16 protein-coding genes and 1 other annotated feature are annotated in these 17,658 nt (G+C 45.9%); of the genes, 12 read left to right on the top strand and 4 right to left on the bottom strand.

Features of this window, described 5'->3' with window-relative positions; all coding sequences use genetic code 11:
• The first annotated feature begins 34 nt into the window (after positions 1 to 34).
• Complete coding sequence (locus WA325_RS12435; protein ID WP_336183708.1) at positions 35 to 1,321, top strand: arabinogalactan endo-1,4-beta-galactosidase; 1,287 nt, start codon at positions 35 to 37, stop codon at positions 1,319 to 1,321.
• A gap of 49 nt (positions 1,322 to 1,370) precedes the next feature.
• Here the strand turns inward: WA325_RS12435 and WA325_RS12430 are convergent, their stop codons facing one another.
• Together WA325_RS12430 and WA325_RS12425 are read right to left on the bottom strand one after the other, a co-directional pair.
• Positions 1,371 to 2,570, bottom strand: a complete 1,200-nt coding sequence (locus WA325_RS12430; protein ID WP_326326895.1) for a PP2C family protein-serine/threonine phosphatase — start codon at positions 2,568 to 2,570, stop codon at positions 1,371 to 1,373.
• Between the two features lie 29 nt (positions 2,571 to 2,599).
• Complete coding sequence (locus WA325_RS12425) at positions 2,600 to 3,412, bottom strand: alpha/beta fold hydrolase (protein ID WP_336183707.1); 813 nt, start codon at positions 3,410 to 3,412, stop codon at positions 2,600 to 2,602.
• Positions 3,413 to 3,719: 307 nt separating this feature from the next.
• Between WA325_RS12425 and WA325_RS12420 the strand changes: the two genes are divergently transcribed.
• The 9 genes from WA325_RS12420 to WA325_RS12380 all read left to right on the top strand — a co-directional run bounded on the left by WA325_RS12420 (position 3,720) and on the right by WA325_RS12380 (position 13,331).
• Entirely contained in the window at positions 3,720 to 4,622 is a 903-nt protein-coding gene (locus WA325_RS12420; RefSeq protein WP_336183706.1) for an ABC transporter ATP-binding protein, read from the top strand.
• 1 nt (position 4,623) lies between these two features.
• Positions 4,624 to 5,361 (top strand): ABC transporter permease, encoded by a 738-nt coding sequence (locus WA325_RS12415; RefSeq protein WP_248338623.1) that lies wholly within the window; start codon positions 4,624 to 4,626, stop codon positions 5,359 to 5,361.
• A gap of 3 nt (positions 5,362 to 5,364) precedes the next feature.
• Positions 5,365 to 6,480: a sensor histidine kinase gene (locus WA325_RS12410; protein ID WP_336183705.1), complete on the top strand. Its 1,116-nt coding sequence runs from the start codon at positions 5,365 to 5,367 to the stop codon at positions 6,478 to 6,480.
• Positions 6,481 to 6,496: 16 nt separating this feature from the next.
• A complete protein-coding gene (yvfU, locus tag WA325_RS12405) occupies positions 6,497 to 7,099 on the top strand; it encodes a two-component system response regulator YvfU (RefSeq protein ID WP_336183704.1) in 603 nt (200 codons plus the stop codon).
• A 436-nt stretch (positions 7,100 to 7,535) separates the two neighbouring features.
• On the top strand, positions 7,536 to 8,252 hold the full coding sequence (lutA, locus tag WA325_RS12400; protein ID WP_024122905.1) for a lactate utilization iron-sulfur protein LutA: 717 nt from the start codon (positions 7,536 to 7,538) through the stop codon (positions 8,250 to 8,252).
• Positions 8,253 to 8,279: 27 nt separating this feature from the next.
• The gene (gene lutB / locus WA325_RS12395) at positions 8,280 to 9,719 is read left to right on the top strand and encodes a lactate utilization iron-sulfur protein LutB (protein ID WP_202852969.1); all 1,440 of its coding nucleotides are present in this window, start codon (positions 8,280 to 8,282) and stop codon (positions 9,717 to 9,719) included.
• Positions 9,719 to 10,441 (top strand): lactate utilization protein LutC, encoded by a 723-nt coding sequence (lutC, locus tag WA325_RS12390; RefSeq protein WP_336183703.1) that lies wholly within the window; start codon positions 9,719 to 9,721, stop codon positions 10,439 to 10,441. Before lutB ends, lutC begins: the two co-directional genes overlap by 1 nt.
• Before the next feature lie 106 nt (positions 10,442 to 10,547).
• Positions 10,548 to 11,582 carry a glycosyl hydrolase family 18 protein gene (locus WA325_RS12385; protein ID WP_336183701.1) on the top strand — a complete coding sequence of 345 codons (1,035 nt, stop codon included), beginning with the start codon at positions 10,548 to 10,550 and terminating at the stop codon, positions 11,580 to 11,582.
• Positions 11,583 to 11,679: 97 nt separating this feature from the next.
• Positions 11,680 to 11,918, top strand: a binding site (T-box leader).
• A gap of 69 nt (positions 11,919 to 11,987) precedes the next feature.
• The gene (locus WA325_RS12380; RefSeq protein WP_248338632.1) at positions 11,988 to 13,331 is read left to right on the top strand and encodes an amino acid permease; all 1,344 of its coding nucleotides are present in this window, start codon (positions 11,988 to 11,990) and stop codon (positions 13,329 to 13,331) included.
• 32 nt (positions 13,332 to 13,363) lie between these two features.
• Here the strand turns inward: WA325_RS12380 and WA325_RS12375 are convergent, their stop codons facing one another.
• Positions 13,364 to 14,281 (bottom strand): DMT family transporter, encoded by a 918-nt coding sequence (locus tag WA325_RS12375; protein ID WP_105992115.1) that lies wholly within the window; start codon positions 14,279 to 14,281, stop codon positions 13,364 to 13,366.
• 98 nt (positions 14,282 to 14,379) lie between these two features.
• Between WA325_RS12375 and WA325_RS12370 the strand changes: the two genes are divergently transcribed.
• Together WA325_RS12370 and WA325_RS12365 are read left to right on the top strand one after the other, a co-directional pair.
• The gene (locus tag WA325_RS12370) at positions 14,380 to 15,252 is read left to right on the top strand and encodes a LysR family transcriptional regulator (RefSeq protein WP_105953932.1); all 873 of its coding nucleotides are present in this window, start codon (positions 14,380 to 14,382) and stop codon (positions 15,250 to 15,252) included.
• Between the two features lie 161 nt (positions 15,253 to 15,413).
• Positions 15,414 to 16,424, top strand: a complete 1,011-nt coding sequence (locus tag WA325_RS12365; protein ID WP_059292524.1) for an LLM class flavin-dependent oxidoreductase — start codon at positions 15,414 to 15,416, stop codon at positions 16,422 to 16,424.
• Between the two features lie 48 nt (positions 16,425 to 16,472).
• Here WA325_RS12365 and araR read toward each other — a convergent pair whose 3' ends face one another.
• Positions 16,473 to 17,561 carry an arabinose utilization transcriptional regulator AraR gene (gene araR / locus WA325_RS12360; RefSeq protein ID WP_139372588.1) on the bottom strand — a complete coding sequence of 363 codons (1,089 nt, stop codon included), beginning with the start codon at positions 17,559 to 17,561 and terminating at the stop codon, positions 16,473 to 16,475.
• Between the last annotated feature and the right edge of the window lie 97 nt (positions 17,562 to 17,658).

The raw sequence follows: 17,658 nt of genomic DNA, 5'->3' as shown, positions 1-17,658 counted from the left end.
TTTTTTGAAATCGCTTACGTGAGAGGGTGGAAATATGAAAAGCAGTATCATCATGCTGTTAGTCGCTGTTATCGTCTGGAGCGGGATCGGAAGTTCATCGGGATATGCCGCCGCAGAGGGGGAGAAATATGTGTCAGAGCTTCAGGCAAATGACCTTTTTGTTAAAAAGGTAGCGGGCATGAACAAGGACTTTATCAAAGGAGTTGACGTGTCGAGCATTATTGCTTTAGAAAACAGCGGTGTAACCTTTTTCAATGCAAGCGGGAAACGTCAGGACATCTTTACAACCTTAAAGCAAGCAGGTGTCAACTATGTCCGCGTCCGCATTTGGAATGACCCGTATAACGCTTATGGCAATGGTTATGGGGGAGGCAATAATGATGTTCAAAAAGCCATCCAAATCGGAAAAAGAGCAACCGCGAACGGGATGAAGCTGCTGGCAGATTTTCATTATTCCGATTTCTGGGCAGATCCTGCAAAACAGAAGGTGCCAAAGGCTTGGGCGAACTTAAGCTTCGAAGCTAAGAAAGCGAAGCTCTATGAATTTACAAAACAAAGTCTGCAAGCCATGGTTAAGGAAGGCATTGATATCGGTATGGTACAGGTCGGAAACGAAACAACAGGAGCATTTGCCGGTGAAACGGATTGGAAGAAGATGAGTCAATTATTCAATGAGGGAAGCCGGGCAGTCAGGGAAACAAATCGTGACATATTGATCGCGCTGCATTTCACCAACCCAGAAACGTCAGGACGATATTCATATATTGCTGAAACCCTCAACAAAAACAAAGTCGATTATGATGTATTTGCCAGCTCATATTATCCATTCTGGCACGGTACGTTACACAATTTGTCCTCCGTGCTGAAAGCTGTTGCGGATACGTACGGCAAAAAAGTCATGGTGGCGGAAACGTCATACACCTATACGGCTGAAGACGGAGACGGACATGAAAACACAGCGCCTAAAAGCGGTCAGACGCTGCCATACCCGATTTCAGTGCAAGGCCAGGCAAATGCCGTAAGAGATGTGATGGATGCAGTGGCAAAGACAGGAACACCCGGATTGGGCGTTTTTTATTGGGAGCCTGCGTGGATTCCGGTCGGCCCGAAGACGCAATTGGAGAAAAATAAAACGATATGGGAAACATATGGTTCCGGATGGGCCTCCAGCTATGCAGCCGAATACGATCCTGAAGACGCAGGTAAGTGGTATGGAGGAAGTGCAGTGGATAATCAAGCTTTGTTTGATTTCAACGGACATCCGCTGCCATCCTTACAGGTATTCAAATACGCGGAAACAGGCCATATCCCGAAAAAATAATGAAAATCCATGAGGTGTAACAACGCATTGTTATCTCTCATGGATTCTTTTATTTTACATCTACTAAAATAAAACACTCATCATCGTTTTTGGGCTCAGCTTGAAGAGATGAGAGGATTTTGTTTTTCAGCTCAGCTATAGGCAAATCAGGATGATTCTTTATTAAACGGTGTAAATAACATGATGCCGTCGGGTCCATCACACCGTCTGTATACAGAAGCAGCCTTCCGCCGCGTGTATAGTGAAGGCTGCTTGACTGAAACACCGCTTCTTCAAACATCCCAATCGGCGGTGCGGTTGCGTCCAGCGTTGATTGGGTTCCCTCGGCATCCTGCCATAATGCGGGCGGATGGCCCGCGTTGACATAATCAATTCTTTGCCGGTCTGTATCAATGATGAGGCAAATGGCGGTACAGTAATGCCTTGCTTCCTCGTCGTTTTGAAACAAACTGTGAAGATGGTAGTCTAGTTCCTTCATGACTTTGTCGGGACTGATCCCTTGTGTCATTAATCGCTGGAATAAAGGATGGAGGGACATCGTAACTAATGCAGAAGAAATGCCGTGTCCCATTACATCAAGGAGGATCAAGCCGTAGCGGTGCTCATCGATTTGATAAAATCCATATAAGTCGCCTGATAAGTCACTGGATGCTTTATAATACGAATCAATCTGAATGTGATCATTCAAGATCGGCTCGGTCAATGAATTTTCTTGAATCTTTCTGGCGAGTTCAAGCTCTCTTTTTGTATTCGATCTGAATTGCTGATTTTGCTTATTGATCGCAAGAAGCTCTTCTTGTTTCACCTTCAGCGTCTGCAAAGCAATTTCCAGCTCCGCATTTGCTTTCTGTTTGGCGAGCAGTGCTTCCTCAGCCGCGTTTCTGGCAATCAGCAGCTCATTTTCATATTCGTTTCGTTTCCGCATCGGAATGACAACGCATTCTGTTACAGCGGCTTCCTGATCCGCTCTTCGAACAGCGTTTATAAGAACGGGGACTTCTTCCCCATTGTTTGTTTCCAGGGAGATGTACATTTCTTCAATGTGTTGTTCAAGCTGCAAAAGCGGAACAAAATAAAGCTGATAAAAAAGCTTTGCAGGAACGGTTAAAAGAGCATTGACATGCTGGCCGATCACCTGTTCCGATTCGTAATCAAGAATCTTAAGCAAGGTGTGATTGACAGCTAAAATGGTACCCTCTTCAGATAAAGTAAGGAAACCGCATGGTGCATAATTCAATTGTTGATCCATTCAGAGGGTCACCTCTATCCCTTTCGTTCCTAAATCATGTATGCGTTCAAATAATCGCTGATCAGCTGTATTGTCTCTTCGGGATGGCTCATATGCGGGCAGTGCCCGTTGGCTTTCATCTGTATGAGTGTGCTGTAAGGGAGATGCTTTTGCATATACTCACCTACTAATGACGGTGCAATGACATCATTCGAACATTGCAGGATAAGCGAAGGCACGGTCACCTTTGGAAGATCTTTTCGATGATCTGAAAAAAACGCCGCCTTCGCGAATTGCCGTGCGATGATAGGATCAGTAGAACAAAAACGGCTTTCCAGCTCTTCCTTAATTTCTGGCCGATCCGGCTGATTCACTACGGTCGCCGCAAAAACGGTTGCCCAGCCTATGTAGTTTTTCTCCATCATATCTATTAACCCAAGGAGCTGCTCTTCCTCAAAACCCCCGTAATACTCAGGCGGATCATTTAAATAGCAAGGAGAAGGCCCCACCATAATCAGTTGTGAAAAAAGCTCGGGACGTCGTAATGATGCAAGCATGCCAATCACAGCCCCCACAGAATGCCCCACAAAAACGGCTTTTGACAGATCTAACGCTTCACAAACATCCAGAACATCCTGGGCATAGCCGTCAAGTGTGCGGTAACGAACCATATCATATGCGTGCAAATCAGAATTTCCCGCACCTACGTAATCAAATAGAATCAGCTGGTATTCGTCTTCAAAGGCAGGAGCCACGGCATTCCACACGCTCTGATCACACCCGAAGCCAGGTGCAAATACGATGGATGCTGCACCGTTCCCCCTCACCTTCACATGATTCCTAGTCAAAATAGCTTGATCCATAGTCGGCTCCTTTCAGCTAAAACGACATGAAGATTAATATGTATATCATACCACTTCAAGGCGTGAATTGCGGGCTTTCTATGAAAGTAAATAGGCGTCTTGCAGAAAGAGGACATGCGGCATGGAGAGCTGGATTGATTGGAAGATGTAGCGGAAGGATTGCCTAGGTGCCGGATATAATATAAAGCGGTAATATCATCTGAATGACACAAATGACATTTGTCATCTCAAATCATGACACCCCTTACTAAAATCATCTGATCCGGTATTTTACAATCAATGTAAGCAATCAGGAGGTGCTCATAAAATGAATGAGGTTGTGTCAGTAAGAAATGTCACAAAACATTTTCAGCAAAAAACAGCAGTGAAGAACATTCATTTCAGCATAGGAAAAGGAGAGATCGTGGCCATCCTTGGCCCGAATGGCGCAGGGAAGACAACAGCGATCTCTATGATGCTGGGATTGCTGAAGCCAAGTGAGGGTGAAATCAAATTATTTAACCGTCAGCCTGATGAAAAACAGGTGCGTGAAAAAATCGGTACCATGCTGCAGGAAGTGAGTGTCATGCCGGGATTAAAGGTCTGCGAAACCCTTGAGCTTATCCGCAGTTATTATCCCCATCCATTATCCATGAAAGAGCTTGTCTCGCTGACAGCACTCACAAAAGAAGATTTGAAAACACCGGCAGAGAAATTATCCGGCGGACAAAAACGCCGTCTGAGCTTTGCTTTGGCACTTGCCGGCAATCCGGAGTTACTTGTATTTGATGAACCGACTGTCGGAATGGACACGACATCAAGACACCAGTTTTGGAAGACAGTGAACAGCTTGGCGGATCAAGGCAAGACCATTATTTTTTCAACTCATTATTTACAGGAAGCAGATGATGCCGCGCAGCGCATTTTGTTTTTTGCTGAAGGACGGCTTGCCGCAGACGAAACGCCGAAGCAAATCAGAGCAAGGATTCAGAAGCAGTCTGTTTCCTTTAAGGTTTCATCGGATGAATCATTGGAAAAGCTTTATCGGCATCCGGAAGTAGAACGAGTGACTCAAAAGCATCAGCGAATCAGTATTCAAACGTCAAATACTGATAAAGTGTTAGCGCTCATCTTTCAAGAAAACATCAATGCACGTGATATTCGAATCGATCAAGGAACGCTCGATGAGGCATTTCGACAGCTTGCTGACGGGAACAGGGAGGCGATGTGAGATGAACATGCTGCGGAAACAGTGCATAGCTGAAATGAAAAGGGTGCTCAGGAATAAATACTTTGTGTTTTGGTCGCTTGTTATGCCGATTGCCTTTTACTATCTCTTTACAAACGTAGTAAATACCAATGTCGCTGACAAGGGCGCCTGGAATGCCCATTATTTAATGTCTATGACCACCTTCAGCGTAATGGGTTCGTCTATGATGACGCTTGGAATCCGTTTGGTACAAGAACGGGCACAAGGCTGGTCAGTTTTTATCCGCATCACGCCTCTGCCGGATCATATTTATTTGGCGGCTCAGATGATCGGGCAAAGTGTCATTCATCTTTTATCTATTACTGTCATCTTTCTTGCCGGCGCCATCATAAACGGCATTGACTTGTCACCGTTTGAATGGGTCATGAGCGGGCTTTGGATTTTAATTGGGGCATTTCCGTTTTTAGCGTTAGGGACTTTAATCGGTCTCATGAGAAAAGTAGAAACGGCAGCCGGGGTCAGTAATGTGCTTTACATGCTGCTGGCGATAAGCGGTGGCATGTGGATGCCGATCGAGGTCATGCCGGACATATTGAAAAACATAGGTCAGTGGCTCCCGTCTTATCATTTTGGGAGCGGAGCGTGGGCTCTTGTTCAAGGCGAGCTTCCAACCTGGAAAAATATTCTGATGTTAATCGCTTATTTAGTGATCTTCATGCTACTATTTAAGTATATAAGAAGAAAACAAGAAGCGGTGTAATACATGAGACTCATAAAATCCATATTTCCCAAGCAATTCGGTTTTTTCCCTTATATCTTTTTGGTGTATACCATTATGCCGTTTCTTTCTTTATTGAGAGAATCGGGAAGCAAACAAGTGCTGGGATATGGCATGCTGCTCCTATTTGTTGTGACATATCGTCAATTGTTCGTCAGTGCGGACAGACCTTCATTTACGTATTGGTTATGCGCGCAAATGGCCATTATTTTTATTTATAGTTTGTTTTATCATATCAGCTATATTTATTTAGGCTTTTTCCCGGCAAACTTTGTGGGCTATTACCGTGAGAAAACGAAGTTCAACCGTGCTTTCTTTGGGCTTGTCTTCATGCTGATATTTCCTTGCCTGTATCAATTTCTGGCGGACTCGGTCTCGATCAGGGAGCTGTTTTCTGTTCTTCCGTTTCTGGTCATTATGCTGATTTCTCCCTTCGGAATTCGTTCCATGTTTCGAAGAATAGAGCTTGAAAAGAAGCTTGACCAAGCCAACGAACATATAAAGGAACTCACCAAAAGGGAGGAACGTGTTCGGATAGCCCGCGATCTTCATGATACACTCGGCCATACCCTCTCGCTCCTCACGTTAAAAAGCCAGCTGATTCAGCGGCTGGCGGCAGCAGATGCAGAACGGACCAAGCTTGAAGCGAAAGAAATGGAAACAAGCTCGCGTGCGGCACTCAAACAAGTTCGTGAGCTTGTAGCGGATATGAGAACGGTCACCATGACGGAGGAGCTAGCCAACATTCGGCACATTTTAAGAGCGGGTAATATTACCTTTCAATACGAAGGGACCGAAGATTTTTCAGACATATCCCCCGTCACTCAAAATATTGTCAGTATGTGTATGCGGGAGGCAGTGACAAATATCATCAAGCACAGCAAAGCGACTCATTGTGCAGTCACCATTTCTCAATATGCCGACAAAATGACCGTTCTTATACGGGATGACGGAACAGGAGCGGTGAAGGAGAAGATGTTTGGGAATGGATTGCGGGGAATGCAAGAGCGGCTGATGTTTATTGACGGAGAGATGACTCTTTCAGACCATAACGGAACGGTGTTGACACTGACGATTCCGCTCATTAGAAAAGCAGAATGATAGGAGGACGAAATAGATGATTCGTCTGTTTATTGCTGAGGATCAGCGAATGCTTTTAGGCGCTCTGGGATCCTTGCTTGACCTGGAAGAGGATATGAAGGTCATCGGACAAGCGTTAAATGGAGAAGAGGCGCTGAAAGCCATTCTCAGGCTGGAGCCGGATGTCTGCATCATGGACATTGAAATGCCGGTTCACAGCGGGCTGGAGGTTGCAGAGGAGATAATGAAAAAAGGCTGTAAAAGCAAGGTCATTATTCTGACAACCTTTGCCCGCCCAGGATATTTTGAACGCGCCGTCAAAGCCGGCGTACACGGATATCTTTTGAAGGATGGGGAAATTGACGATCTGGCAGATGCCATACGAAAGTGTGTAAAGGGAAAACGGATGTTCAGCCCGGAATTAACCTTTAACATGATTCGTGATGAAAATCCGCTGACTGTAAGAGAACAAGAAATACTGCGGCTGGCTGCTTTAGGCAAGACAACAAAAGACATCACACTTGAACTCTATTTATCTCAAGGCACAGTCCGAAACTATATATCAGAAATCATCCAAAAACTGAATGCGAAAAACCGGACAGAAGCCGCTAGTATTGCTGAGGAGAAAGGATGGATTTAATGAGGAACCTGGTTAATCATACATAACCAGGTTCCTTTTTATTTACAGGTTTATTTTTGGTCGACTTATTTGTCCGTCCGCAAAGCTTGTACTATACACCAAGGTTACGGGATATGTCAGGTTCAGCCTTCATCGGTGCTTTTTTGTTTGAAACCCTTTTGCGCTAATGAGGGGAGGCGCGGGTTGGATCGTCCTTCTCAGTGCTCTTTCGTTCCTTTATCTCTTTGTGAAAACATATAAGACATACGCAGGAACATTAAAAAGCAATATCAGCCTTTTGAACGCTCTGTCCTATGTACAGGCATTTTTTTATTGCTGAAATCATTAGAAAATGCTTTCAATTTTGTGTCCAAATAGTGTACGATATTGGTAAAAGCTTTAACTTCAGGTCATCAGATGACCAGATCATATATTGGGGATGAGAGAGGGGTTCATCATGAAAGTCTCACTTTTTGTCACTTGTCTTGTTGATATGTTTCAAACAAACGTAGGAAAAGCAACGGTAGAGCTGCTTGAGCGGCTCGGATGTGAGGTTGATTTTCCGGAGGGGCAGATCTGCTGCGGCCAGCCGGCTTACAACAGCGGTTACGTCAATGACGCCAAAAAAGCAATGAAACGAATGATTGAAACGTTTCAGGAGTCAGATTATGTCGTCAGTCCATCCGGTTCCTGCACCACAATGTTCAGGGAGTATCCGCACCTGTTTAAAGATGATCCGAAATGGGCGGATAAAGCGCAGAAGCTGGCGGATAAAACGTATGAATTAACAGATTTTATCGTCAACGTCCTTGGGGTAGAGGATGTCGGCGCGACCCTTCATAAAAAAGCGACCTTACATACGTCATGCCATATGACGAGGCTGCTCGGCGTATCTGAGGAGCCGATGAAACTGCTGAGCCATGTGAAGGGGCTTGAATTCACGTCACTTCCGGGGAAACACAACTGCTGCGGATTCGGAGGAACGTTCTCTGTTAAAATGGCGCAGATTTCTGAGCAGATGGTTGATGAGAAAGTCGCATGTGTGGAGGAAACGGGAGCAGAGGTGCTCATCGGCGCTGACTGCGGCTGTTTGATGAATATCGGGGGACGGCTCGGCCGAAAAGACAAGAATGTCAAAGTGATGCACATCGCCGAAGTGCTCAACAGCAGATAACACTGGATACAGAGGGGGAAAAGGATCATGGCGATGAAAATCGGTACTGACGCTTTTAAAGAGCGGGTATCACAGGGGATCGATAATGAATTTATGAGAGGCGCTGTTTCGGGTGCGCAGGAGCGTCTGCGGACGAGACGGCTGGAAGCAGCCGAAGAGCTGGGAAACTGGGAAGAATGGCGTTCGTTATCTGAGGAGATCAGACAGCATGTCCTTGAAAATCTTGATTTTTATTTGGAGCAGCTTGCATCCAATGTATCAAGCAGAGGGGGACACGTTTATTTTGCTGAGACAGCTGAAGAAGCATCCTCTTATATCCGCAGCGTGATTCAAAAGAAAAACGGCAAAAAAATCGTAAAGTCTAAATCTATGGTGACAGAAGAAATCAATCTGAATGAAGTGCTGGAGGAGGAAGGCTGTGAAGTCGTCGAAACCGACCTCGGCGAATATATTTTGCAGATTGATGATCATGACCCGCCGTCACATATTGTGGCACCGGCTCTTCATAAAAATAAAGAGCAGATTCGCGATGTGTTTAAGGAAAGACTGGACTATAAACACACAGAAAAACCGGAAGAGCTCGTTATGCATGCGCGCGGCATCCTCCGGAAAAAATTTCTGGAAGCCGATATCGGCATTACCGGCTGCAACTTTGCCATTGCCGACACGGGTTCAGTCAGCCTTGTAACCAATGAAGGAAACGGTCGGCTTGTTACGACATTGCCGAAAACACAAATCACTGTCATGGGAATGGAGCGCATTGTCCCGTCTTTTTCCGAATTTGAAGTGCTTGTCGGCATGCTGACAAGAAGCGCTGTCGGACAGCGGCTGACGAGTTATATCACGGCCTTAACCGGCCCCAAACTGGAAGACGAAATCGACGGCCCGGAGGAATTCCATCTTGTCATTGTTGACAATGGCCGGTCCAACATTCTCGGCACCGAATTTCAGTCTGTGCTGCAATGTATCCGCTGTGCTGCCTGTATCAATGTCTGCCCTGTGTACCGCCATGTCGGCGGACACTCATACGGCTCGATTTACTCGGGGCCGATCGGGGCCGTTTTATCGCCGCTGCTCGGCGGTTATGACGATTATAAGGAGCTGCCGTACGCGTCTACACTGTGCGCGGCTTGTTCAGAAGCCTGCCCGGTCAAAATCCCGCTTCATGAGCTGCTTCTCAAGCATCGTCAGAACATCGTCGAAAAAGAAGGCAGAGCGCCGATCAGTGAAAAGCTTGCGATGAAAGCATTCGGTCTTGGGTCTTCCTCTTTGTCGCTTTATAAAATGGGCTCAAAATGGGCGCCGGCCGCCATGACGCCTTTTACAGAGGACGACAAAATTTCGAAAGGGCCCGGCCCGCTTAAAGGCTGGACGCAAATCCGCGACTTCCCGGCACCGCATAAATCAAGATTCAGAGACTGGTTTACAGATAGAGAAACAAGTGAACGCACGAAGGAGGAGCAGTGATGACGAAGGGAACCATTCAGAATCAAGAGAGCTTTTTAAACCGGATCGCGTCACGCCTTGGCCGAGACAGAAGAACGGGTGGCGTGGCCGTCCCTGAGTGGGCGCATCAGCCGCAATATAAAACATTTGAAGGGTATTCGGCCGATGACTTAGTCACGGTGCTCAAAAACCATTGTGTCAAAATCCATACTGAGCTGATTGAGACGGATTCAATCGGTCTGTACGATGCCTTGCGCGAACAAGTCAGCCGGTTTTCCGGAGGGCCTGTCATCATTCCGAAGGACCCCCGGTTTGAGGCTTACGGTTTAAAAAGCCTGCTCACCAAAGACTGGCCTGGTGAAGGAACGCAAGTCTGGGAATGGGATGCTGACCAAGGTGAAGAAAATATCAAAAAAGCGGAGCAAGCGAATGTGGGGATTACATTCAGTGAAATCACACTGGCCGAGTCGGGTACGGTTGTTCTTTATTCTTCAAAAGACATCGGCCGCTCTGTCAGTCTTCTGCCGACAACTTATATTGCCATTGTGCCGAAATCAAGCATAGTGCCGAGAATGACACAAGCCAGTGATATCATTCGGCAAAATATGGCTGACGGCATCACGGTTCCCTCATGCATTAACTACATTACAGGACCGAGCAACTCCGCCGACATCGAAATGGATTTGGTGGTCGGTGTTCACGGTCCGGTTAAAGCGGCTTATATTCTCGTATCTGACCGCTGATCTAAAAAAGCCCGGCAACTTATGCCGGGCTTTCTGCTTGAAAAAACTTCATTTTCCAAAAATTTGGCCGATGAGAAGAATATGACGTGAAAAAGGAGGGAACGAAATGAAAAAATGGCTGATCATAGCTGTTTCACTAGCGATTGCGATCGTTCTGTTTATGTATACAAAAACAGAAGCAAAGGCGGCCGGTATGACATTAGGCTATACAACCGGGGATACGGCATCATACAATTCTCTTACGAAGTACCATAAATATATCAGCTCCATTGCCACTGATACGTTTGCGTTTGATAAAAACGGACGTGTGATTGGCGATGTCCCGGGCAAGCAGCTTACATACGCGAAAAAAAATAAAATCAAAACGTGGGCCGTCATTTCCAATTATAATGACGCTATTTATGATTTTGACGGAAACTTAGCGAATCGGGTCATGACTGACAAAACAGCGAGAAAACGATTCACAGACCAGCTCATTTCTTTGGCAAAAAAGCACCACTATTACGGAGTCAATATTGATTTTGAGGCAGTTAATCCGAAAGACCGTTCTGCATACTCAGGCTTCATTCAATATGTCTCACAAGCTTTGAAAAAGAAACATATCAAAACAATGGTTTCCGTTCCGGCCAAAAGCGCCGATGATAAAAACGATGACTGGAGCTGGCCGTATGATTATGCGAAAATCGGAAAATATGCCGACTATGTGCAAGTCATGACTTACGACGAACACGGCATTTGGGGCGAACCGGGCTCAGTGGCAAGCACAAGCTGGATCAAGCGCTCGCTGCAGTTTTCTGTCAAAAAAATCAAAGCAAACAAAGTGATCATGGGGGTCCCTGCGTACGGCTATGATTGGGATCTGAAAGACGGAAGCAGCAGCTCAGCGAAGGAATGGAATGACATCAAGTCCCTCATTAAGAAGCAGAAAGCAAAGCCGGCATTCAATAAAAAAACAGGTTCTATGACGTTTTCTTACACTGACAAAAAGAAACATAAACATGTCGTTTGGTATGAAAATGAAAAAACAATCGAAACAAAAAGCCGTCTGGCGAAACAATATAAAATAGCCGGTGTCTCTGTCTATGCTTTAGGACACGAATCGGAATCCTTCTGGAAGGCCATTCAGAAAGGGACAAAATAACAATTTCTTTTTTCTCGCAAGTTATTGACAGAGAAAACAGAAGCACGTATATTATGTTAATATATTCAGATCATAAAATTTAAGTTTTTCAGAAAACTAAAACACATAGATTGGGAGCAGTAAAAGAAAGGTATCAGTACAGAGAGCTGCGGGATGGTGCGACGCAGCCTGATTCTTCTTTGAACTCGCCCGGGAGTGGTAGGACGAAACGGAATAGATTGAATATTCCCCATGTTTTAACGGCTAACCTTCGTTACAGGGTCAAAAAGCTGGATTCTTCTAAGAAGGATCAACAAGAGTGGTACCGCGGTCAGCCGAAGGCTCGTCGTCTCTTTATCTATTCGTATAGATAAGAGACGGCGGGCTTTTTTTGTTTTTGAAGACGAGAAGGAGAGGAAAAAGAGGATGAAAAAGGACAATCAGACGTTAAAACGCACGATGACGTCCCGCCATATTATGATGATGGCGCTGGGCGGTGCAATCGGAGCAGGTTTATTTAAAGGAAGCAGTTCGGCAATTGATGTGGCAGGGCCATCGGTCATTATCGCATACCTGCTCGGCGGCATTATTTTGCTGTTTATAATGCAGGGGCTCGCAGAAATGGCTGTGCGCAACCGAAACGCGAGAACCTTCCGTGATCTTGTGCAGCAGGTGTTAGGAAATTACGCTGCATATTTCTTGGACTGGATCTACTGGAAAATGTGGGTGCTTAACATTGCGGCTGAGGCTGTTGTAGCTGCGATCTTTATTCAATATTGGCTGCCGGGCTGCCCGATCTGGGTGCTGGCATTAGCAATTTCTCTTGTTGTTACGATTGTGAACTTGCTTTCTGTAAAAATCTTCGCCGAAACTGAGTATTGGCTGGCTATGATCAAGATTACCGTTATTGTTATCTTTATTTTATTAGGATTGCTGCTCTTATTTGTATCATTCGGTGATCATACAGCGGCCGGGTTTTCGAATCTGACAGAGCACGGCGGATTTTTCCCGCACGGAGGCACCGGGCTGATCACAGCCATGCTTGTCGTCATCTATTCCTATGGCGGTACAGAAATTATCGGTGTGACGCTGGCTGAGACAAAAAATCCGGAACAGGTTGTCCCGAAAGCAGTCCGCAGCACATTAACACGGATTGTCGCGTTCTACCTGCTTCCGTTTTTCATCATTGTCAGTCTGATCCCGTGGAATCAAGTGAATTCAGTTCCTGAAAGTCCTTTTGTGATGGTCTTTAAAATGGTAGGCATTCCGGGGGCGGACCATATCATGAATGCAGTCATCCTGCTTGCCATCATTTCCTCTATGAATTCAGGTTTATACGGATCGTCCCGCATTTTGTATACACAGGCAACTGACGGAAGACTGCCGCGGATCTTTTCTAAGCTTTCATCGAAAAACGTCCCGATGTTTGCGATACTGATGTGCACTTCTTCTTTATATATTGGCGTATTGATTTCTCTGTTCGCCGGAAGCCAGACATTTAATTACTTAATGGGATCACTGGGATATACAGTCTTATTTATTTGGCTGATCATCGGATTGGCCCATTTGAAATCAAGAAAACATCAAACAGAAACACCGGCTTATTATGTCAAATGGTTCCCGTACACCACATGGTTTGCGATTCTGGCATTACTCGCCATTTTGATCGGGGTCATCATGACAACGTCAATTGTCATTACCATCATTACTGCGTCGATATACCTTTTGATTACGATTGCGTATTTGGTCAAAGGACGCAAGCACCAGTAAATAAAAAACTCTTGTCATTAGACAAGAGTTTTTTATTGTGCAGCCTTCTCATTTACACCGAGCGCAGCCGCTTTCTGAGCCTTTGATTTTGTATTGACGAGGCAAATGCTTGTGACAATCAGAAGAAGGCCTGCCAAGAGGCTGACGGTTAACGGCTCATGCAGGAAAATCGAACTGGCCACGATGGAAATGAGCGGAATCAAAAAGGTGTAGGAAGCAACCTTGCTTGCTTCTCCAGAACCGACAAGGGTAAAAAAGACAAGCCATCCAAGCGCGATGACAAACACTGAGATAAACAGCAGACTGACGACAAACGGGACTGTCCATTGGATCGCGGAAAAGCTCTCTGTCCAGAAGCCGGATACGAGCAAAAATACGCTGCCGATTGTCAGCTGCAAGGCGACCATCCAGATGGAATCGACGCGGCTGCCTGTTCTTTTCATAAATACTGTTCCAAGTGCCCAGCTGAGCGCGGAACCCAGAGCCAGCAGAACCCCTATGACAGAAATATGCCCGCCAAAGCCCGCGGCACTGATGACTGCAACCCCGGCAAAACCGAGCACAAGCCCGATCACTTTCATCGCAAACATGGATTCTCCGAGCCACATCCAAGAAAAGACACCCATCAGCACCGGCTGAAAGAATACGATAGCGGAAAAGAGACCAGCAGGAAGATAATTCAGGCCAATCGTTTGCAGGCCGTAGAATAACGTAATATTTAAAAGAGCAGAAACAAGATAAATCGGCCACGTCTCTTTAAAACGCAGTTTATGAATACGCGGCAATGCGACAATCACTAATAAAAGCCCGCCGATCAGCGTCCGGATGCCCGCGAACAACAATGGCGGCGAATAGGCGAGCGCTGCTTTCGACAGCGGCCAATTGACGCCCCACATGATGACGAGAAAGGCGAGCAGGAGCGCTGTCCGCGTTTTTGATAGCTGCTTCACTTTTGATCACTCCTTGTAGAACATTTCCATCATATGATACGGTAGAACATAAGATAAATAAAATGAATCTTTTTTATGAGGAGCATAAGTAAATTGTTATGACTATTACACAATTAAGAGTTTTCGTCAAAGTAGCTGAAACGGGGAGTTTTACAAAAGCGGGACAGGCGCTGAACATGACACAGCCGGCTGTCAGCCATGCCATTTCCGCGATTGAAGCCGAGCTTGATGTGAAATTAATCATCCGTGACCGCAGAAACGGCCTGATGCTGACAGACACAGGAAAAAAGATCTTAGTCCATATCAGAGAAGTGTTAAAAGGAATCGAAAAAGTTGAGCAGGTCGCAGCGGCAGAAAAAGGGCTTGAGCTGGGAACGATTCATATCGGCACATTTCCAACCGCTTCCGCTTATTTTATGCCGAAGCTGATCAGCGAGTTTAAACAAAGGTATCCGAAATTGGAGCTTGTTTTGCATGAAGGAACCGTAGATGAAGTCAAGGAGTGGCTTCACACGCGGATGATCGATGCCGGCATTCTTCTGTATCCGGCAGACGAGATGGAGTACATTCGGCTGAAAAAAGACAAAATGGTCGTCGTGCTGCGTGATGACCACCCGCTGTGCAATCGCCCGGCCATCACGCTGAAAGATCTCGATTGTGAGCCGATAGTTGTCTGCGACGGCGGCTATGAATCACCTTTTATCGATAAGTTCAAGCAAGCTGGTTCAACGCTGCACACTGCTTTCACTGTCTATAACATTAACACCTCGATCAGCATGATCAAAGAAGGCTTGGGGCTGGCGATTTTATCAGAAATGTCCATGTCGGGAATGCCGCTGCCGGAGCATGTGGTGACGCGGGATCTCGATCCGCAGGTGTATCGGGATGTGCAGCTTGCCGTTCCTTCATTACATGAGGCTTCTTTGGCGGCTAAGCTTTTCATTGATATGGCACAGGAACTGTTTGCGTAAAAATCAAAATGAAGAAACGTCTTTTTTATTGTTCGAATTTCATCGAATCAAATTCTTTTAATCCTAAACGCAGTTGTGTTATGGTGTGATAGAAGTCCTTTCGATAAAGACATAACAGCATAAGGCTGTTTACTTATATCACAACTGCAAAGGAGAACAATATGTCTAACAACCAACGCAAAGATACCTTGCTTTCTGTCTTGAATTTATCTCCTGTTGTTCAAGGGGGAACGATAGCAGAGTCATTCCGAAACAGCATGGACTTGGCGCGCCGTGCTGAGGAGTGGGGCTATCACCGTTATTGGCTTGCAGAGCATCATAATATCGAAGGTGTCGCAAGCTCTGCCACCGCGGTTCTGATCGGCCATATAGCCGGCGGCACAAAGAAAATCCGCGTCGGTTCCGGCGGCATTATGCTTCCGAATCACTCGTCACTTGTCATCGCTGAACAATTCGGCACACTGGAAACACTGTATCCCGGACGGATTGATCTGGGGCTCGGACGTGCACCGGGAACAGACCAATTGACTGCAAGGGCGCTCCGCAGAAACATCAGCAGCGGTGAAGATTTCCCAGAACAATTAGAGGAACTGCGCAATTACTTTAAACCGTCAGGAAACGTGCGCAATCAAGTCCGCGCCATTCCGGGAGAGGGCATAGATGTGCCGATTTGGCTGCTGGGCTCAAGCGGCTTCAGCGCCCGTCTGGCAGGTGAGCTGGGTCTTCCGTTTGCATTCGCTGCCCATTTCTCACCGGCGAATACGGTTCCCGCTTTGGAGCTGTACCGCAATTCCTTTACACCGTCAGAAGTGCTTGATGAACCGTATGCGATGGTCGGCGTAACGATTATCGCCGCAGACACAAACGAGAAAGCGCAGCATCTGGCTACATCGCATTACCAGCGATTCCTTGATCTTGTCCGCGGTACGCCGAACCAGCTGAAGCCGCCAGTAGAAGACATGGATCAAATCTGGAGCCCATATGAAAAAGCGATGGTTCATGAGCAGCTCAGTTCAACCATTGTTGGCGGTCCTGAAGAAGTGAAAGAAAAGCTTGAAGACTTTGTCAAAACGACTCAGGCCGATGAAATTATGGTCAACTCAGAAACCTTTGAACACGCTGACAGAATGCGTTCATTTGAAATTGTGGCTGACATTTGGAAAAACAGATAAAGGCCATAAAAAAAAGCAATGTAAAGGGGAAACCCATACATTGCTTTTTTATTCATTCAGCTTTCTTGCGGACTGGCGGATGATCAGCTCAGGCTCAAAAATGACATCTTCCTGCTTAGGCTTTTTATGCTCCAAACAGTCAATAACATATTTTGCAGCCGCTTTTCCCAGCACAGACTTCGGGTGCTTCACAGAGGTTAATTTCACCTCGGAGATTTGCGCGAAATGGGAATCATCATACCCAACGATGGACATATCCTCAGGCACCTTGATATCCATTTCCCGAAGCATATCAATAACCTTCAGTGCAATTTCATCATTATAGCAAAGAATAGCAGTCGGCATGTTTTTGCTGTTTTTCTCCAGTGTCTCTTTTACTTTCTCCAGCAGCTTTGATTCCTTTTCTTCCGTCGTAAACGTCACAATCATATCCGGAGAAGGAAATAACTCACGCTCACGATGCGCCTGTATAAATCCGTTCATCCGTTTGACACCCTGCGTGTCATCAGCTTTAAAAATACCCATCATGTGCGTATGGCCGAGAGAGAGCAGGTGCTCGGCCGCCATCACGCCGCCTTTCACATCATCCAGAGTAAAACTTGGTGCGGCAAGCTCGGCGTATGACGCATTAATCATTGCAAAAGGAATGCCGTTTTTCTCTAAATTGAGATAGTAGCCAATATTCGGCGTTTGCAGAGCGCTTTTTGTCGGTTCTACAATCAATCCGTCAATATGCTGTGACAGCAGGTTTTCTAATCCTCTGCGTTCATTATCCGGATTGTTGTTTGTGCTTGTCAAAAGCATAGAATATCCCTGCTCGCTTAAATAAGACTCGATTCCCCTAATGATGCTCGGAAAAATATAGTCTGATATGTAGGTCGTCAGAACGCCGATCGTTTTATTGGAATGCAGCGCTGATTTAGCAGAGCGTGAAGCGACAAAGGTGCCCCCGCCTTGCACGCTGTAAAGCAGGCCTTGCGATACGAGGTCTCCGATGGCTTTACGAATGGTATGCCGGCTGACGCCAAATTGCTGCATTAACTCGTTTTCGGTAGGGATCTTTTGATCGGGCAGAATTTTGCCTTGATTAATCCATGAACTGATTTCTTCTTTTACTTGGGCATATTTTGGTAACATATCCATTCCTCCAAAATGTATACGGACAAATTTCAGTATATCACAGTGATCTATACAAGAAAACATTGACAGAAAATGCAAACGGGATTATTCTATA

The organism is Bacillus sp. 205(2023) (assembly GCF_037027485.1).
Lineage (GTDB): Bacteria > Bacillota > Bacilli > Bacillales > Bacillaceae > Bacillus > Bacillus halotolerans.
Note: the sequence above shows the minus strand (reverse complement) of the source record. Positions and strands in the feature narration are given on the sequence as shown.

What these genes read in the sequence shown, in the direction of transcription:
- lutB (WP_202852969.1), top strand. Translation starts at nt 8,280, where the DNA reads ATGGCGATGAAAATCGGTACTGACGCTTTTAAAGAGCGGGTATCACAG.
- WA325_RS12420 (WP_336183706.1), top strand. Translation starts at nt 3,720, where the DNA reads ATGAATGAGGTTGTGTCAGTAAGAAATGTCACAAAACATTTTCAGCAA.
- WA325_RS12370 (WP_105953932.1), top strand. Translation starts at nt 14,380, where the DNA reads ATGACTATTACACAATTAAGAGTTTTCGTCAAAGTAGCTGAAACGGGG.
- WA325_RS12435 (WP_336183708.1), top strand. Translation starts at nt 35, where the DNA reads ATGAAAAGCAGTATCATCATGCTGTTAGTCGCTGTTATCGTCTGGAGC.
- WA325_RS12385 (WP_336183701.1), top strand. Translation starts at nt 10,548, where the DNA reads ATGAAAAAATGGCTGATCATAGCTGTTTCACTAGCGATTGCGATCGTT.
- araR (WP_139372588.1), bottom strand. Translation starts at nt 17,561, where the DNA reads ATGTTACCAAAATATGCCCAAGTAAAAGAAGAAATCAGTTCATGGATT.
- WA325_RS12410 (WP_336183705.1), top strand. Translation starts at nt 5,365, where the DNA reads ATGAGACTCATAAAATCCATATTTCCCAAGCAATTCGGTTTTTTCCCT.
- WA325_RS12415 (WP_248338623.1), top strand. Translation starts at nt 4,624, where the DNA reads ATGAACATGCTGCGGAAACAGTGCATAGCTGAAATGAAAAGGGTGCTC.
- WA325_RS12430 (WP_326326895.1), bottom strand. Translation starts at nt 2,570, where the DNA reads ATGGATCAACAATTGAATTATGCACCATGCGGTTTCCTTACTTTATCT.
- WA325_RS12425 (WP_336183707.1), bottom strand. Translation starts at nt 3,412, where the DNA reads ATGGATCAAGCTATTTTGACTAGGAATCATGTGAAGGTGAGGGGGAAC.
- lutC (WP_336183703.1), top strand. Translation starts at nt 9,719, where the DNA reads ATGACGAAGGGAACCATTCAGAATCAAGAGAGCTTTTTAAACCGGATC.
- WA325_RS12380 (WP_248338632.1), top strand. Translation starts at nt 11,988, where the DNA reads ATGAAAAAGGACAATCAGACGTTAAAACGCACGATGACGTCCCGCCAT.
- lutA (WP_024122905.1), top strand. Translation starts at nt 7,536, where the DNA reads ATGAAAGTCTCACTTTTTGTCACTTGTCTTGTTGATATGTTTCAAACA.
- yvfU (WP_336183704.1), top strand. Translation starts at nt 6,497, where the DNA reads ATGATTCGTCTGTTTATTGCTGAGGATCAGCGAATGCTTTTAGGCGCT.
- WA325_RS12365 (WP_059292524.1), top strand. Translation starts at nt 15,414, where the DNA reads ATGTCTAACAACCAACGCAAAGATACCTTGCTTTCTGTCTTGAATTTA.